The following is a 14446-nucleotide window of genomic DNA, read 5'->3' as shown; positions in this document are numbered from 1 at the left end:
GAGCCCACTTTGACTGACACCCGCCCTCCCGTTCTCGACGAAATCGACCGACAACTGATCGCGGCGCTGCAAATCAATGCACGGGAAAGCGTCGCCATGCTTGCCCGGCAGCTAGGCATCGCCCGCACGACCGTGACCTCACGGTTGGCGCGGCTGGAAAAAACCAAGGTGATCACTGGATACGGCGTGCGCCTGGGGCAGCGGGTGATAGACGGCGGTTTGCAGGCCTATGTCGGTATCAAGGTTCAACCGCGCTCCGGCAAGGACGTGCTGCGGCGCTTGAGCGCCATGGCCCAGGTCCAGCAGTTGTGCGCGGTCAGCGGTGAGTTCGACTATGTCGCCTGGCTGCGCACGGACTCGCCGGAGCAGCTGGACCAGTTGCTGGACCAGATCGGCAGCGTGGACGGTGTGGAGAAGACCACTACGTCGATCATCCTCAGCAGCAAGATCGATCGGGGCCAGCCCGTCTAAGCCCAGCAGGGAACAACGTCAGTTACTGTGTTTGATGGGCGAAGTTTTCGATCCTGACCTGCCCCTCCGGGAAGGTCGCGATAATCTCCAATTCCCCCCCCATGGCGCGGATGTAATTTCGTAGCGTACTGATGTACATGTCGGTACGGCGTTCCATTTTCGAGACTGCCGCCTGGTTGATATGCAGCGTCTTGGCCAAAGCATCCTGGCTCAGCTCCTGCGCCTGACGCAACTCGTGCAACGGCATTTCTGCACGCAGTTTCTGATACAGAGTCTCTGCACGAGCCCGGGAGTCAGGCGAACGACGTGCAATCAAGTCGGAAAATTTCTTAGCCATTGTCAAAGCCCTCTCTCTTCAATGCTTCCAGATGCTCGTCATAGAGACGTTCAGCCAAAGGCACACATTCCTGATACCAACGGTCCTGGCCGGTTTTGTCTCCCCCGATCAGCAGGATGGCGCAACGGCGTGGATCAAACGCATGGAGCACACGATAAGGCCTACCTGCGTGTTGTACTCGTAACTCACGAAGGTTGCCATGACGCGAGCCCTTGATATCACTGGTGTGAGGAAAACCCAGATGCGGCCCGGCATCGCCAAGCAGCATCACCGAGGCCTGCACAGAATCTTGCTCGGTCTCACTGAGACAGCTCCACCACATCTCAAATTCGTCGGTATATTCAACGTCCCATTTCATTCAAATATGCCACCCAGGATATATAACCTCAAGGGAATAATCTTAGGAGATTCGCTGGTAGCTGCTCCTGTTGATCGCACAGACAATTGTTAAGGTAAGTTTCCGCGGGAGCGAGCGTGCTCGCGATGGCGCTGGTTCAGCCACATCTTCATGACTGACAGGCCGCTAGCGCGAGCAAGCTCGCTCCCACAGAGAACCTGTTTCGTCATTACGATTCATCAATACGTCAAAGCGACTGAAAACCGCTCAAAACGACGACATATTGTGTCTTATTAACGTGTTCCACCCTCCCTAGAATGGCTGGCATCTTTCCTATACTCAGACGCGAAGGCCGCGTCGAGTCGCCCATCAAGGTCAGCCATGAACAAGAACAATCGCCACCCAGCAGACGGTAAGAAACCCATTACCATTTTTGGCCCGGACTTTCCTTTCGCCTTTGACGACTGGATCGAGCATCCGGCTGGCCTGGGCAGAATTCCCCCCCACAACCACGGTACGGAAGTGGCGATTGTCGGTGCCGGGATCGCTGGTCTGGTGGCGGCTTACGAGCTGATGAAGCTCGGCCTCAAGCCCGTGGTCTACGAAGCGTCGAAGATGGGTGGGCGCCTGCGCTCACAGGCGTTCAACGGTGCCGAAGGGGTGATTGCCGAGCTGGGCGGCATGCGTTTTCCGGTGTCATCCACTGCGTTCTACCATTACGTCGACAAGTTGGGCCTGGAGACCAAACCGTTTCCCAACCCGTTGACCCCGGCGTCCGGCAGCACGGTCATCGACCTGGAAGGCCAGACCTATTACGCACAGAAGCTGGCGGATCTTCCAGCCCTGTTCCAGGAAGTTGCCGATGCCTGGGCCGATGCCCTGGAAGATGGTGCGCGCTTCGGCGATATCCAGCAGGCGATCCGCGACCGCGACGTGCCGCGCCTGAAGGAACTGTGGAATACCTTGGTACCCTTGTGGGATGACCGCACGTTCTACGACTTCGTCGCCACATCCAAGGCATTCGCCAAGCTCTCGTTCCAGCACCGCGAAGTGTTCGGCCAGGTCGGTTTCGGCACGGGCGGCTGGGATTCGGACTTCCCCAATTCGATGCTGGAAATCTTCCGCGTCGTGATGACCAACTGCGACGACCACCAGCATCTGGTAGTCGGTGGCGTCGAACAGGTGCCCCACGGTATCTGGAACCACGTGCCGGAACGCTGTGCACACTGGCCAGAAGGTACCAGCCTGAATTCTCTGCACCTGGGCGCCCCACGCAGCGGTGTGAAGCGCATTGCCCGCGCCACCGATGGACGTTTCAGCGTGACCGACGTCTGGGAAAACACCCGCGAATACGCCGCCGTGCTGGTCACCTGCCAGAGCTGGCTGCTGACCACCCAGATCGAATGCGAAGAGGCGCTGTTCTCGCAAAAAATGTGGATGGCCCTGGACCGCACCCGCTACATGCAATCGTCGAAGACGTTCGTGATGGTCGACCGGCCGTTCTGGAAGGACAAGGACCCGGAAACCGGCCGCGACCTGATGAGCATGACCCTGACCGACCGCCTGACCCGTGGCACCTATCTGTTCGACAACGGGGATGACAAACCGGGGGTGATTTGCCTGTCGTATTCCTGGATGAGCGACGCGTTGAAAATGCTGCCCCATCCGGTGGAAAAACGCGTGAAGCTGGCCCTCGATGCCCTGAAGAAGATCTACCCCAAGGTGGACATCGCCGCGCGCATCATCGGCGACCCGATCACCGTGTCCTGGGAAGCCGACCCGCATTTCCTCGGCGCCTTCAAGGGCGCCCTGCCTGGCCACTATCGCTACAACCAGCGCATGTATGCGCATTTCATGCAGGACGACATGCCGGCCGAACAACGCGGGATCTTTATCGCCGGTGATGACGTCTCATGGACACCGGCCTGGGTCGAAGGCGCGGTACAGACCTCGCTCAATGCCGTGTGGGGGATCATGAATCACTTCGGCGGTGAAACTCACGCCGAGAACCCGGGTCCAGGCGATGTATTCCATGAGATCGGTCCGATCGCCCTGCCCGAATAAAAGGAGTTGTTGATGCGTGTAGCCCTCTATCAATGCCCACCGCTGCCACTGGATCCGGCCGGCAACCTGCAACGCCTGCATCAGGTGGCGCTGGAAGCCAGGGGCGCCGATATACTGGTGCTGCCGGAGATGTTCATGACCGGCTACAACATCGGCGTCGACGCGGTGAATGTATTGGCCGAGGTCTACAACGGCGAGTGGGCGCAACAGATCGCCCGCATTGCCAAGGCCGCCAGCCTGGCGATTGTCTATGGCTACCCTGAACGCGGCGAAGACGGCCAGATCTACAACGCGGTGCAACTGATCGACGCCCAAGGCGAACGACTGGCCAACTACCGCAAGAGCCACCTGTTCGGTGACCTCGATCACGCCATGTTCAGCGCCGGCGACTCGGCGCTGCCTATCGTCGAGTTCAACGGCTGGAAGCTCGGCCTGCTGATCTGCTATGACCTGGAGTTCCCGGAAAATGCCCGACGCCTGGCCCTGGCCGGTGCCGAGCTGATCCTGGTGCCAACCGCCAATATGCAACCCTACGAATTCATCGCCGACGTCACCGTGCGTGCCCGAGCCATCGAGAACCAGTGCTTCGTGGCGTACGCCAACTACTGCGGCCACGAAGGTGAATTGCAGTATTGCGGCCAAAGCAGCGTCGCCGCACCGAATGGCAGCCGCCCGGCGCTTGCCGGGCTGGATGAGGCCTTGATCGTCGCTGAACTGGACCGCCAACTGATGGAAGACTCCCGCGCCGCCTACAACTACCTGCACGATCGCCGCCCTGAGCTTTACGGCGAGCTGCACAAACATTGATAGAGGATTGAGAAAGGCCCCTGATCCGCTAGCATGAGCGCATCTTTGTCCTGGAAGCGCTCATGCCGGCCCCCGACTCCCTCCGCCCCCACACTGAAACCCTGGCCAATGGCTTGCGGGTGACGTTGCGTCATGACCCCGCCCTCAAGCGCAGCGCTGCGGTACTGCGAGTCGCAGCTGGCAGCCATGATGCGCCCCTGGCCTGGCCGGGATTGGCGCATTTGCTCGAGCATCTGTTCTTCCTCGGCACCGAGCGGTTTCCCGTCGGGGAGAACCTGATGGCCTACGTGCATCGCCACGGCGGTCAGCTCAATGCGCGCACCAGCGAACGCACCACGGATTTTTTCTTCGAATTGCCACCCGCAACCTTCGCCGACGGACTGGAACGACTGGGGGACATGCTCGCCCAGCCACGCCTGGACGAAGCCGATCAGTTGCGCGAACGAGAAGTGCTGCACGCAGAGTTCATTGCCTGGTCCCAGGATACGGCAGCCCAGCGACAGCTCGCCCTGCATGACGGCGTGTCGGCGACCCATCCGCTGCGGGGGTTCCATGCCGGCAATCGCGACAGTCTCGCGGTGGCGCAAGCCGAATTCCAAACGGCATTGCATGACTTCTACCGCAGCTTTTACCGCAGTGGTCAGATGACCCTGAGCCTGGCCGGCCCGCAAAGCATCGACGCCTTGAAAGCCTTGGCGGAACAGTTCGACAGCCACATACCTGCCGGCGAAGCGGTTGCCAGGCCAGCACCGCCAAAGCTTATGGCGTCGTCCCAGACGAGTTATCAACTGGCCCGCGAAGGTTGTCTCGACCTGCTGTTCGCCTGCGAAGATTTGCCCGTCGCCTCGCCTCAAGCCTTGGATTTTCTCTGTACGTCACTGAACTCCAGCAAACCGGGAGGCCTGCTCGACACATTGCGTCAGCGCAACCTGGCTGACAGCCTCAAGGCCAACGCGTTGTATGAATTTGCCGGGCAAGCGCTGCTGCACATTGAAATCAAGCACGACAATGTTCAAGCAGCGGCGCAAATCCAGCCGTTGTTGCACGACTGGCTGGGGTTCTTTGCCGCCCAGGACGACTGGGCGCCGTTGCGCCAGGAGTTCACCGCACTGCTGCTGCGTCGCCAGGAAACAGGATCAGCCTTGCAGTTGGCCCGCTGGGACTGCGAAGGGCGTGACGGACCGCTGCTGGCAAACGACCTCGTGAGGCTCAGGGAAATCCTCAAGCAACTGCACCCCGCCGATCAGGTCACGCAGCAATGGCAACTGCCCGCGCCCAACCCGTTCCTGCACACCCCAAGCCAAGCACCTCGCGCCGGGCTGATACGCGGCCAGACCAGCGCCCATCGCGGCTTGCGAACTTTTGCCCAGGACCGCTCCCGAGGCCGACGGGAACGCTCGCCCATGCAGTTCAGCCGGGCGCTGCCGGATAACGGTCGTGAAGGCGCAGTGTACCTGCGCTGGCAACTGACGACCCAGGCACCGCTCGACTTTCAAGCCAGGCTCGACCGACACCTGCAGGACGTGCGTGAGGATGCTGGCCAGGCCGGTGTGGACGTCAGCTTCGAGTCCTGCGCCAATCAATGGCTACTGAAACTGGTCGGCTTGCAGACTCCGATACCGTTGGTGCTTGAACACGTTCTGACGAAGCTCGCGCAACCGCTACCAATGGCCCTGGCCGCTCATGAGCCCCCGCCGATACCGATTCGACATTTGTTGAAGGCATTGCCGAATCACTGCCGGCGCAACCGGCAATCGCCAGCGCTGCCATTGCCCGACAGCGATCAAAGTGTGTGGACAACGGCCCGATGGGATGGGCTGTCTATCGGTCTGTCGGCGGCCACCCAAGGGGCATTGGGCCCCGCATTGGCCAGGGTGCCGGGCATCGCGGGCGAGGAAATCAGCCTGGCGACGGAATCTCGCGGGCAACGCATCTGGAATACGCTCAAGACTCACGGGGAAGAACCGGCCGTGCTGCTGTTTTGCCCGACGCCCACCCCGGCGCTGGCCGACGAAGCCGCCTGGCGGTGGCTGGCACAGCTGTGTCAGACGCCGTTCTACCAGCGCCTGCGAGTCGAGTTGCAGTTGGGCTATGCGGTGTTCAGCGGGCTGAAGCAGATCGACGGGCAAACCGGGATGTTATTCGGCGTCCAATCACCCAACCTCTCGGCGACGCAACTGAGTGCCCACATCGAGCAATTCCTGGCTGGGTTACCGGCGCTGATCCAGCAGCTCGACGATTCATCCCTGGCCCGCCAGCGGCAAGCGCTTGCCGCCCAACTCCAGAGTACCGCCCTGCCCTTCGCCCAGGCCGCCGAACTGCTCTGGCAAGGCAGGCTGACAGGCCGCCCGTCGGATTATCTCGAGCAACTGTCCGATGCGATCGTGAGCCTGGATCGCGCCCAGCTAAAGGCAGCCGCCCAGTGTCTGATCGATGCGCAAGGAGGATGGTGCTGCCTGAGCAACGGAGCCTGCCCGGGGGAAGGTTGGCAATCGGCGCAGTGATCATTGCAGCCGCTGTAATGAGCTTTCTTTGAGAATCGCGGCGAACGAATATGTCAGATTTAGTAACATAGGCGCCTAAGCATCTGAACATCTCCGAACGGAGGTGGACTATATGTATAGGTCTCACCCGTTCCATCTAACGAAAGCAGCCCAACCAAAGGAGTATTTCCATGTCCTGGTCCAAACCCGCATATATCGACCTGCGTATCGGTTTCGAAGTCACCATGTACTTCGCCAGCCGTTGAATGCTGCAGGCGCTTAAGCACGCAGCACTACGCCTCGGTCAGCCGAGGCGTTTTTATTTCGGTTTGCAGATGGAGCAGCCATGTTCGTCCAGATTCTAGGTTCTGCCGCCGGTGGCGGTTTCCCCCAGTGGAACTGCAACTGCGCCAATTGCGCAGGTTTTCGCAACGGCAGCCTACGGGCCCAGGCGCGCACCCAATCGTCCATAGCCCTTTCCGATGACGGCGTGAACTGGGTGCTGTGCAACGCCTCTCCGGACATTCGCGCCCAGCTCCAGGGCTTCGCCCCGATGCAGCCAGGCCGGGCGCTGCGCGACACCGGCATTGGCGCCATCATTCTGATGGACAGTCAGATCGACCACACCACCGGCCTGCTCAGCCTGCGTGAGGGCTGCCCACATCAAGTCTGGTGCACCGACATGGTCCATGAGGACCTGAGCACCGGCTTTCCGCTGTTCAACATGCTGACCCACTGGAACGGTGGGTTGAGCTGGAATCGCATCGAGCTCGACCAGAGCTTCACCATCCCGGCCTGTCCGAACCTGCGTTTCACGCCGTTGCCATTACGCAGCGCCGCCCCACCCTATTCACCGCACCGCTTCGATCCGCACCCGGGCGACAACATCGGCCTGATCGTCGAAGACCTGCGCACCGGCGGCAAGCTGTTCTATGCCCCGGGCCTGGGCAAGGTCGACGGACAGTTGCTGGAGATTATGGCCGGCAGCGATTGCCTGTTGGTGGACGGCACGATGTGGGACGACGATGAAATGCAGCGCCGTGGCGTCGGCACGCGCACCGGTCGGGAAATGGGCCACCTGGCACAAAACGGTCCCGGCGGGATGATCGAAGTGCTGGAGCAGTTGCCCTTGCCGCGCAAGATCCTTATCCATATCAACAACACCAACCCGATTCTGGATGAAGACTCACCCGAGCGGGCTGAACTGGTACGCCGAAAGATTGAAGTGGCTTACGACGGAATGAGTATTGAGTTGTAGGAAAGGCGGAACCAATGTGGGGGTGAGCTTGCAGTGTGCCAGTCAAGATTGACGCTGGCTGACAGAACGCTATCGCGAGCAGGCTCGCTCCCACAGTAGTCCGAGTCGTACTGGATATCTGACTCACAGCAAAACCAGTGTGGGAGCGAGCTTGCTCGCGATGGGGCCAACCCTGACGCCACAGAACCCACGGGCATTTCCCGGAGACCGAAATGACTGACACCCCCCTGTCCCCCACCGAGTTCGAAGCGGCCCTGCGCGCCAAGGGCGCGTATTACCACATCCATCACCCGTATCACGTGGCGATGTATGAAGGCCGCGCCACTCGCGAGCAGATCCAGGGTTGGGTCGCCAACCGGTTTTACTATCAGGTGAACATCCCGCTCAAGGATGCCGCGATCCTGGCCAACTGCCCGGATCGGGAGATCCGTCGCGAGTGGATCCAGCGCCTGCTCGACCATGACGGCGCGCCCGGCGAGGACGGTGGTATCGAAGCCTGGCTGCGGCTGGGCCAGGCGGTGGGCCTGGATCCCGATCAACTGCGTTCCCAGGAACTGGTGCTCCCGGGTGTGCGTTTCGCGGTGGATGCTTATGTCAACTTCGCCCGCCGGGCCTGTTGGCAGGAAGCCGCCAGCAGCTCGCTGACCGAACTGTTCGCCCCGCAGATCCACCAGTCGCGCCTCGACACTTGGCCGCAGCACTACCCGTGGATCGACCCGACCGGCTACCAATACTTTCGCACCCGTCTGAGCCAGGCCCGGCGCGATGTGGAACATGGCCTGGCGATTACCTTGCAGCACTACACCACCCGCGCCGGGCAGGAGCGCATGCTGGAGATTCTCCAGTTCAAACTGGACATCCTTTGGAGCATGCTCGACGCCATGAGCATGGCCTACGAATTGAACCGTCCGCCCTACCACAGCGTGACCGCGCAACGGGTGTGGCACAAAGGGATCGCCTTATGAGTTTCGACCGCAGTAAAACCCCGCGCTGGCGCCCCGGCTATCGCTTCCAGTACGAACCGGCACAGAAGGGCCACGTGCTGCTCTATCCTGAAGGCATGATCAAGCTGAACGACAGCGCGTCGCTGATCGGCGGTCTGATCGACGGCGAACGGGATGTCGCGGCCATCATCGACGAGTTGGCCAAGCAGTTCCCGGACGTGCCGGAACTCGGTGACGACATCGAGCAATTCATGGAGGTCGCCCGTGCACAGCACTGGATCGAACTTGCCTGAGACCACCGGGCTGCCACCCAAGCCTGAAGTCGGCCTGCCGCTGTGGCTGCTGGCGGAGCTGACCTATCGCTGCCCGTTGCAATGCCCGTACTGCTCCAACCCGCTGGACTTCGCCGAACAGGGCAAGGAGCTGAGCACCGAGCAGTGGTTCAAGGTCTTTCGCGAGGCCCGAGAGATGGGCGCCGCGCAGCTGGGTTTTTCCGGTGGCGAGCCGTTGGTGCGCCAGGACCTGGCCGAGTTGATCGGTGAGGCGCGCAGGCTGGGTTTCTATACCAACCTGATCACCTCCGGCATCGGTTTGACCGAACAGAAAATCAGCGACTTCAAAAAGGCCGGCCTGGACCATATCCAGATCAGCTTCCAGGCCAGCGACGAGCAGGTGAACAACCTCTTGGCCGGTTCGAAGAAAGCCTTCGCGCAAAAACTGGAAATGGCCCGGGCGGTGAAGGCTCACGGCTATCCGATGGTGCTGAACTTCGTGACCCATCGGCACAACATCGACAAGATCGACCGTATCATCGAGCTGTGCATCGCCCTGGAAGCCGACTTCGTCGAGCTCGCCACCTGCCAGTTCTACGGCTGGGCACAGCTCAACCGCGTCGGCCTGCTGCCCACGCGGGAGCAATTGGTGCGGGCCGAGCGCGTCACCAACGAATACCGCGCCAAGCTGGAAGCTGAAGGTAATCCGTGCAAGCTGATCTTCGTCACGCCGGACTACTATGAAGAACGCCCCAAGGGCTGCATGAACGGCTGGGGCAGCATTTTCCTCACCGTCACGCCGGACGGCACGGCATTGCCCTGTCACGGCGCCCGACAGCTGCCGGTGCAGTTTCCCAACGTGCGCGACCACAGCATGCAGCACATCTGGTACGACTCGTTCGGCTTCAACCGTTTCCGCGGTTATGACTGGATGCCCGAACCGTGTCGCTCTTGCGACGAAAAAGAAAAGGACTTCGGCGGCTGTCGCTGCCAGGCGTTCATGCTGACGGGGGACGCGAGCAACGCCGACCCGGTGTGCAGCAAGTCCGAACACCACGGAGTGATCCTTAAGGCGCGCGAAGACGCCGAGCACGCTACGCAAACCATTGAGCAACTGGCCTTCCGCAATGAACGAAACTCGCGCCTCATCGCCAAAGGCTGACCCTTTCAGCGCCGCCCAGGCCGTGGCCGCCGGCACCGACTTCGCCGAACTGCAGGTCGGGCCCCTCGGCTTGTTCTGGAATGAATACCGTCCCGAAGACGGCGCCTGCCGGATCTGGCATTGGCAAGATGCCAAGGCCCGCCGCCTGACACCGGACGGGTTCAGCGTACGCAGCCGGGTCTATGAATACGGCGGTGGATCGTTCTGCCTGAGCCATGACGGTGTGTTGTTCGTCAATGAAGCTGACCAGCAGCTGTACCACCAATCCCTGAATGACGAGCAGCCTGTGGCGCTGACCTCGGGTGACTGCCGCTATGGGGATCTTGGCTTCGCCGACGGCCAGGTATTGGCGGTGGAAGAACAGGCCAACCAGCATCGCCTGGTGTCGATCGGGTTGGCGGATCATCAGCGACATCTGCTGGCAGAAGGCGCGGATTTCTATGCATCGCCGACCGTGAGCCCGGACGGCCGGCGGCTCGCCTGGATTGAATGGAGCCGCCCGCACCAACCCTGGACAGCAACGCGGTTGATGCTGGCCGAGCGCACTGCCCAGGGTTGGGGTGAGCCGCGCTGTGTGGCGGGCAACGATGGCGAGGAGTCCATCCAGCAGCCGCGCTTCGACGCGTCCAGTCGCCTTTACTGCCTGACTGATCGCGGTGGTTACTGGCAACCCTGGATGGAATCGCCTCAAGGCCTGCAAGCACTGCCCTCCGCCCAAGCCGATCACGCCCCGGCGCCATGGCAACTGGGTGGCCGTACCTGGCTGCCGCTGGACGAACACACCTACCTGGCGAGTTGGACCGACGCGGGTTTCGGACGTCTGGGCCTGTGCCACAGCGACGATGCCGATGAGGACTTCACCGGCACCTACACCCGCTTTCGCAGCCTGGCGCTGGATGAACGGTTCATCTACGCCGTTGCCGCCTCACCGACCAGCCCATCGGCGGTCATCAGCATTGAGCGCCATAACCACGCAGTGGCAGTGCTGGCCGGCGGCGTCGCGCCGTTGCCCCTCGAACAGATCAGCCCCCCTCGAACCCTGCGCTATCCATCCGCGTCGGGTGACGCCCACGGGTTCTTTTACCCGGCCATGAATGCACCCGCGAAGCCACCATTGGTCGTGTTCATTCACGGCGGCCCCACCTCGGCCTGTTATCCGCTGTTCGATCCGCGTATCCAGTATTGGACCCAACGTGGCTTTGCCGTCGCCGACCTCAACTACCGTGGCAGCAGCGGCTATGGCCGGGCGTATCGACAGGCGTTGCATTTGAATTGGGGCGTGGTAGATGTCGAGGACGCTTGCGCGGTGGTCGCATATCTCGACGGACAAGGCCTGATCGACGGTCGTCGCGCATTCATTCGGGGCGGCAGTGCCGGTGGCTACACGACCCTTTGCGCCTTGGCGTTCCACGATGTGTTCCGCGCCGGCGCAAGCCTCTATGGTGTCAGCGACCCTGTCGCCCTGGGGCGTGCCACGCACAAGTTCGAAGGGGATTACCTGGATTGGCTGATCGGCGACCCACAACAGGACGCCGAACGCTACCGCGCGCGTACGCCGCTGCTGCATGCCGATCGAATTCGCGTACCAGTGATCTTTTTCCAGGGCGAGCTGGATGCCGTAGTCGTGCCGCAGCAGACCCGCGATATGGTCAGTGCGTTACAGGCGAACGGCGTTACGGTCGAGGCGCATTACTATCCCGATGAGCGTCACGGCTTTCGCAAGGCTGCGAACCAGGCGCATGCGCTGGAGCATGAATGGTTGTTCTATCGCAGGGTGATGGATAGCCCCACATAGGGGAAATGCAAAATCAATGTGGGAGCGAGCCTGCTCGCGATAGCAATGGTTCAGTCAACATCTCCGAGACTGATAAACCGATATCGCGAGCAGGCTCGCTCCCACAGGGTTTCCAACCAGCCTATTAATCATGCCGGTTCAGCGCTTGGCGATGATGTACACCGCATGCACGATGCCGGGGATGTAACCCAACAGGGTCAGCAGGATATTCAGCCAGAAGGCCCCGCCAAAACCGACCTGCAGGAAAACCCCCAACGGCGGCAGCAGAATGGCGATGATGATTCGAATGATATCCATGGATGACTCCTGATTGGCGATGGCTACGTTGCCATATAGCTCATTGACCCACGACCGCTCGTCAGGGTTCAGTGAAAAACAATCAGGCTGGCGGCCGAACGGCCAAATCCACTCACGACAAAAAACGCAGGCAAAAGAAAACCCCGCCGAAGCGGGGCTTTGCAGACTGTTTCCCTGACATCCCTTTCACTCCGCCTTCCTGGCAGAATCCTACGTGTCCGTGTTGTTGCTCTGCGCATCCTGCGCGACGTCCATGTGAAGTAGATTAGCCCTGGATCCAATCTACTGATAGAGGGAAAATGCCAGCACATTGTGTAAGCGTTTGCTTACACAATGTCAGCTTTTAGAACTGCCCGGGCTCCAACAGGAACAGCGACTCGCTGCCCGCTTTCACCGAAGCACTCAGCGAGTGGATACGTGGCAGCAGACGGGCGAAGTAGAACCGTGCCGTGCCCAGTTTGCTCGTGTAGAAATCATCCTGGCTTTCTTTGCCCAAGGCAGCCTTGGCCATCAGTGCCCACATGTAGGCATAGGCGGTGTAGCCAAATGCCTGGAGATACTCCACCGACGCCGCGCCGATTTCGTTCGGGTTGCTCTTCGCCCGATCCAGCAGCCATTCAGTCAGTTCATCCAACGTACCGACCGCATCGTTCAGCTGCGTGGTGAACTCCGCCAGGTCGCTGCTAGCGGTGGCGGTGAAGTGGCGGATTTCATCGGCAAACAACTTGTAGAACGCACCGCCGCTGCCGACGATCTTGCGCCCTACCAGGTCCAGCGCCTGGATACCGTTGGTGCCTTCGTAGATCTGGGTGATACGCACATCGCGCACCAGTTGTTCTTGCCCCCATTCACGGATATAGCCGTGGCCGCCGAAAATCTGTTGGCCGTGGACCGTGGTTTCCAAGCCCAGGTCGGTCAGGAAAGCCTTCGCCACCGGCGTCAGCAACGCCACCAAGTCCTCGGCGCGCTTACGGGTGGCAGGGTCCTCACTGAACTTGGCGGTATCCAATTGCATCGCCACGTAAGTGGAGAATGCCCGGCCACCTTCGTTCGAGGCTTTCATGGTCAGCAACATCCGGCGCACGTCGGGATGGACGATGATCGGGTCGGCGACCTTGTCCTTGTTTTGCGCACCGGTTGGCGAGCGGCTTTGCAGGCGATCACGGGCGTATTCGACGGCGTTCTGGTAGGAACGCTCACCGGAGGCCAGGCCTTGGATACCCACGCCCAGGCGCTCGTAGTTCATCATGGTGAACATCGCCGCCAGGCCTTTGTTCGGTTCGCCTACCAGGTAACCCACGGCTTCGTCGAAGTTCATCACGCAAGTGGCGGATGCCTGGATACCCATCTTGTGTTCGATCGAGCCGCAGTTGGCCGGGTTGCGCGCGCCCAGGCTGCCGTCGGCATTGACCATGAACTTGGGCACCAGGAACAAGGAAATGCCTTTCGGGCCTGCCGGCGCGTCCGGCAGTTTCGCCAACACCAGGTGGATGATGTTCTCGGTGAGATCGTGTTCGCCGCCAGTGATGAAAATCTTCGTGCCGCTGACCTTGTAGGAGCCGTCGGCCTGGGGTTCGGCCTTGGTGCGGATGATTCCCAGGTCTGTACCAGCATGAGGCTCGGTCAGGCACATGGAACCGGCCCAGATACCGGCGTACATGTTCGGCAGGTACGCCGCCTTCAGCTCTTCGCTGGCATGGGCATTGATCGACAGGCAAGCGCCGGCGGTCAGCATCGGGTACAGACCGAAGGACAGGCTGGCGGAGTTGACCATTTCCTCGACCTGGGCCGAAACGGCCTTGGGCATGCCCATGCCGCCGTACGTCGGATCACCGCCGACACCGACCCAGCCGCCTTCGGCGTAAGTCTTGTAGGCCTGTGGGAAACCTGCCGGCGTGGTGACAGCGCCGTCGGCCCAGTGGCAGCCTTCTTCGTCAGCGGCGCGACTGAGGGGAGCGATGCTTTTGCTGGTGACTTTGCCAGCTTCTTCAAGGATCGCTTCGACCGTCTCGGCATCTACGGTGTCGGCCAGCGCCGGCAGTTGGGCCCAGAGTTTCGCGACCTCGAACACTTCATTGAGGACGAAGCGCATATCGCGCAGGGGCGCTTTGTAGTCAGCCATGGCAAACCTCGCAGGATCTAAACAGTTGGTTCGTATGAAAACGGTTTTTGCAGTGGCTGGAGTGTACCTCAACAACTTTTAAGACACATAGGGTCAA

General features: G+C 60.9%; 14 protein-coding genes. 10 read left to right on the top strand and 4 right to left on the bottom strand.

Features of this window, described 5'->3' with window-relative positions; genetic code table 11:
• Positions 1-9: 9 nt before the first annotated feature.
• Positions 10-471, top strand: coding sequence for an Lrp/AsnC family transcriptional regulator (locus GN234_RS21060; protein WP_018607342.1), 462 nt, complete (start codon positions 10-12; stop codon positions 469-471).
• 22 nt (positions 472-493) lie between these two features.
• Here the strand turns inward: GN234_RS21060 and GN234_RS21055 are convergent, their stop codons facing one another.
• Positions 494-808, bottom strand: a complete 315-nt coding sequence (locus tag GN234_RS21055) for an XRE family transcriptional regulator (RefSeq protein ID WP_109754986.1) — start codon at positions 806-808, stop codon at positions 494-496.
• Complete coding sequence (locus GN234_RS21050) at positions 801-1166, bottom strand: type II toxin-antitoxin system RelE/ParE family toxin (protein WP_176689018.1); 366 nt, start codon at positions 1164-1166, stop codon at positions 801-803. Before GN234_RS21050 ends, GN234_RS21055 begins: the two co-directional genes overlap by 8 nt.
• Before the next feature lie 360 nt (positions 1167-1526).
• Between GN234_RS21050 and GN234_RS21045 the strand changes: the two genes are divergently transcribed.
• The 9 genes from GN234_RS21045 (at position 1527) to GN234_RS21005 (ending at position 11930) form a co-directional block, all read left to right on the top strand.
• A complete protein-coding gene (locus GN234_RS21045; RefSeq protein ID WP_176689017.1) occupies positions 1527-3209 on the top strand; it encodes a flavin monoamine oxidase family protein in 1683 nt (560 codons plus the stop codon).
• Between the two features lie 12 nt (positions 3210-3221).
• Entirely contained in the window at positions 3222-4016 is a 795-nt protein-coding gene (locus tag GN234_RS21040) for a carbon-nitrogen hydrolase family protein (RefSeq protein WP_176689016.1), read from the top strand.
• A 62-nt stretch (positions 4017-4078) separates the two neighbouring features.
• Entirely contained in the window at positions 4079-6520 is a 2442-nt protein-coding gene (gene pqqF, locus GN234_RS21035) for a pyrroloquinoline quinone biosynthesis protein PqqF (protein WP_176689015.1), read from the top strand.
• Positions 6521-6690: 170 nt separating this feature from the next.
• Positions 6691-6765 carry a pyrroloquinoline quinone precursor peptide PqqA gene (gene pqqA, locus GN234_RS21030; protein ID WP_003177660.1) on the top strand — a complete coding sequence of 25 codons (75 nt, stop codon included), beginning with the start codon at positions 6691-6693 and terminating at the stop codon, positions 6763-6765.
• Between the two features lie 80 nt (positions 6766-6845).
• Positions 6846-7757: a pyrroloquinoline quinone biosynthesis protein PqqB gene (pqqB, locus tag GN234_RS21025; protein ID WP_109754991.1), complete on the top strand. Its 912-nt coding sequence runs from the start codon at positions 6846-6848 to the stop codon at positions 7755-7757.
• 212 nt (positions 7758-7969) lie between these two features.
• Complete coding sequence (pqqC, locus tag GN234_RS21020) at positions 7970-8722, top strand: pyrroloquinoline-quinone synthase PqqC (RefSeq protein WP_116833607.1); 753 nt, start codon at positions 7970-7972, stop codon at positions 8720-8722.
• Positions 8719-8994 (top strand): pyrroloquinoline quinone biosynthesis peptide chaperone PqqD, encoded by a 276-nt coding sequence (pqqD, locus tag GN234_RS21015; protein WP_109754993.1) that lies wholly within the window; start codon positions 8719-8721, stop codon positions 8992-8994. Before pqqC ends, pqqD begins: the two co-directional genes overlap by 4 nt.
• Entirely contained in the window at positions 8966-10135 is a 1170-nt protein-coding gene (gene pqqE, locus GN234_RS21010; RefSeq protein ID WP_109754994.1) for a pyrroloquinoline quinone biosynthesis protein PqqE, read from the top strand. The genes pqqD and pqqE overlap by 29 nt, the downstream gene beginning before the upstream one ends.
• A complete protein-coding gene (locus GN234_RS21005; protein WP_176689014.1) occupies positions 10101-11930 on the top strand; it encodes a S9 family peptidase in 1830 nt (609 codons plus the stop codon). Before pqqE ends, GN234_RS21005 begins: the two co-directional genes overlap by 35 nt.
• A 138-nt stretch (positions 11931-12068) precedes the next feature.
• On the opposite strand, the gene GN234_RS21000 is transcribed toward GN234_RS21005, so the two are convergent.
• Together GN234_RS21000 and GN234_RS20995 are read right to left on the bottom strand one after the other, a co-directional pair.
• On the bottom strand, positions 12069-12227 hold the full coding sequence (locus GN234_RS21000) for a YqaE/Pmp3 family membrane protein (RefSeq protein ID WP_038436734.1): 159 nt from the start codon (positions 12225-12227) through the stop codon (positions 12069-12071).
• A 343-nt stretch (positions 12228-12570) separates the two neighbouring features.
• Positions 12571-14349 (bottom strand): acyl-CoA dehydrogenase C-terminal domain-containing protein, encoded by a 1779-nt coding sequence (locus GN234_RS20995; protein ID WP_176689013.1) that lies wholly within the window; start codon positions 14347-14349, stop codon positions 12571-12573.
• Between the last annotated feature and the right edge of the window lie 97 nt (positions 14350-14446).

This window comes from Pseudomonas bijieensis (genome assembly GCF_013347965.1).
Lineage (GTDB): Bacteria > Pseudomonadota > Gammaproteobacteria > Pseudomonadales > Pseudomonadaceae > Aquipseudomonas > Aquipseudomonas bijieensis.
The sequence above is the reverse complement of the archived record's forward strand: the minus strand, read 5'-3'. Positions and strand labels throughout refer to the sequence as shown.

What these genes read in the sequence shown, in the direction of transcription:
- pqqF (WP_176689015.1), top strand. Translation starts at nt 4,079, where the DNA reads ATGCCGGCCCCCGACTCCCTCCGCCCCCACACTGAAACCCTGGCCAAT.
- GN234_RS21045 (WP_176689017.1), top strand. Translation starts at nt 1,527, where the DNA reads ATGAACAAGAACAATCGCCACCCAGCAGACGGTAAGAAACCCATTACC.
- GN234_RS21040 (WP_176689016.1), top strand. Translation starts at nt 3,222, where the DNA reads ATGCGTGTAGCCCTCTATCAATGCCCACCGCTGCCACTGGATCCGGCC.
- GN234_RS21055 (WP_109754986.1), bottom strand. Translation starts at nt 808, where the DNA reads ATGGCTAAGAAATTTTCCGACTTGATTGCACGTCGTTCGCCTGACTCC.
- GN234_RS21005 (WP_176689014.1), top strand. Translation starts at nt 10,101, where the DNA reads ATGAACGAAACTCGCGCCTCATCGCCAAAGGCTGACCCTTTCAGCGCC.
- pqqC (WP_116833607.1), top strand. Translation starts at nt 7,970, where the DNA reads ATGACTGACACCCCCCTGTCCCCCACCGAGTTCGAAGCGGCCCTGCGC.
- pqqB (WP_109754991.1), top strand. Translation starts at nt 6,846, where the DNA reads ATGTTCGTCCAGATTCTAGGTTCTGCCGCCGGTGGCGGTTTCCCCCAG.
- GN234_RS21000 (WP_038436734.1), bottom strand. Translation starts at nt 12,227, where the DNA reads ATGGATATCATTCGAATCATCATCGCCATTCTGCTGCCGCCGTTGGGG.
- GN234_RS20995 (WP_176689013.1), bottom strand. Translation starts at nt 14,349, where the DNA reads ATGGCTGACTACAAAGCGCCCCTGCGCGATATGCGCTTCGTCCTCAAT.
- GN234_RS21050 (WP_176689018.1), bottom strand. Translation starts at nt 1,166, where the DNA reads ATGAAATGGGACGTTGAATATACCGACGAATTTGAGATGTGGTGGAGC.
- pqqD (WP_109754993.1), top strand. Translation starts at nt 8,719, where the DNA reads ATGAGTTTCGACCGCAGTAAAACCCCGCGCTGGCGCCCCGGCTATCGC.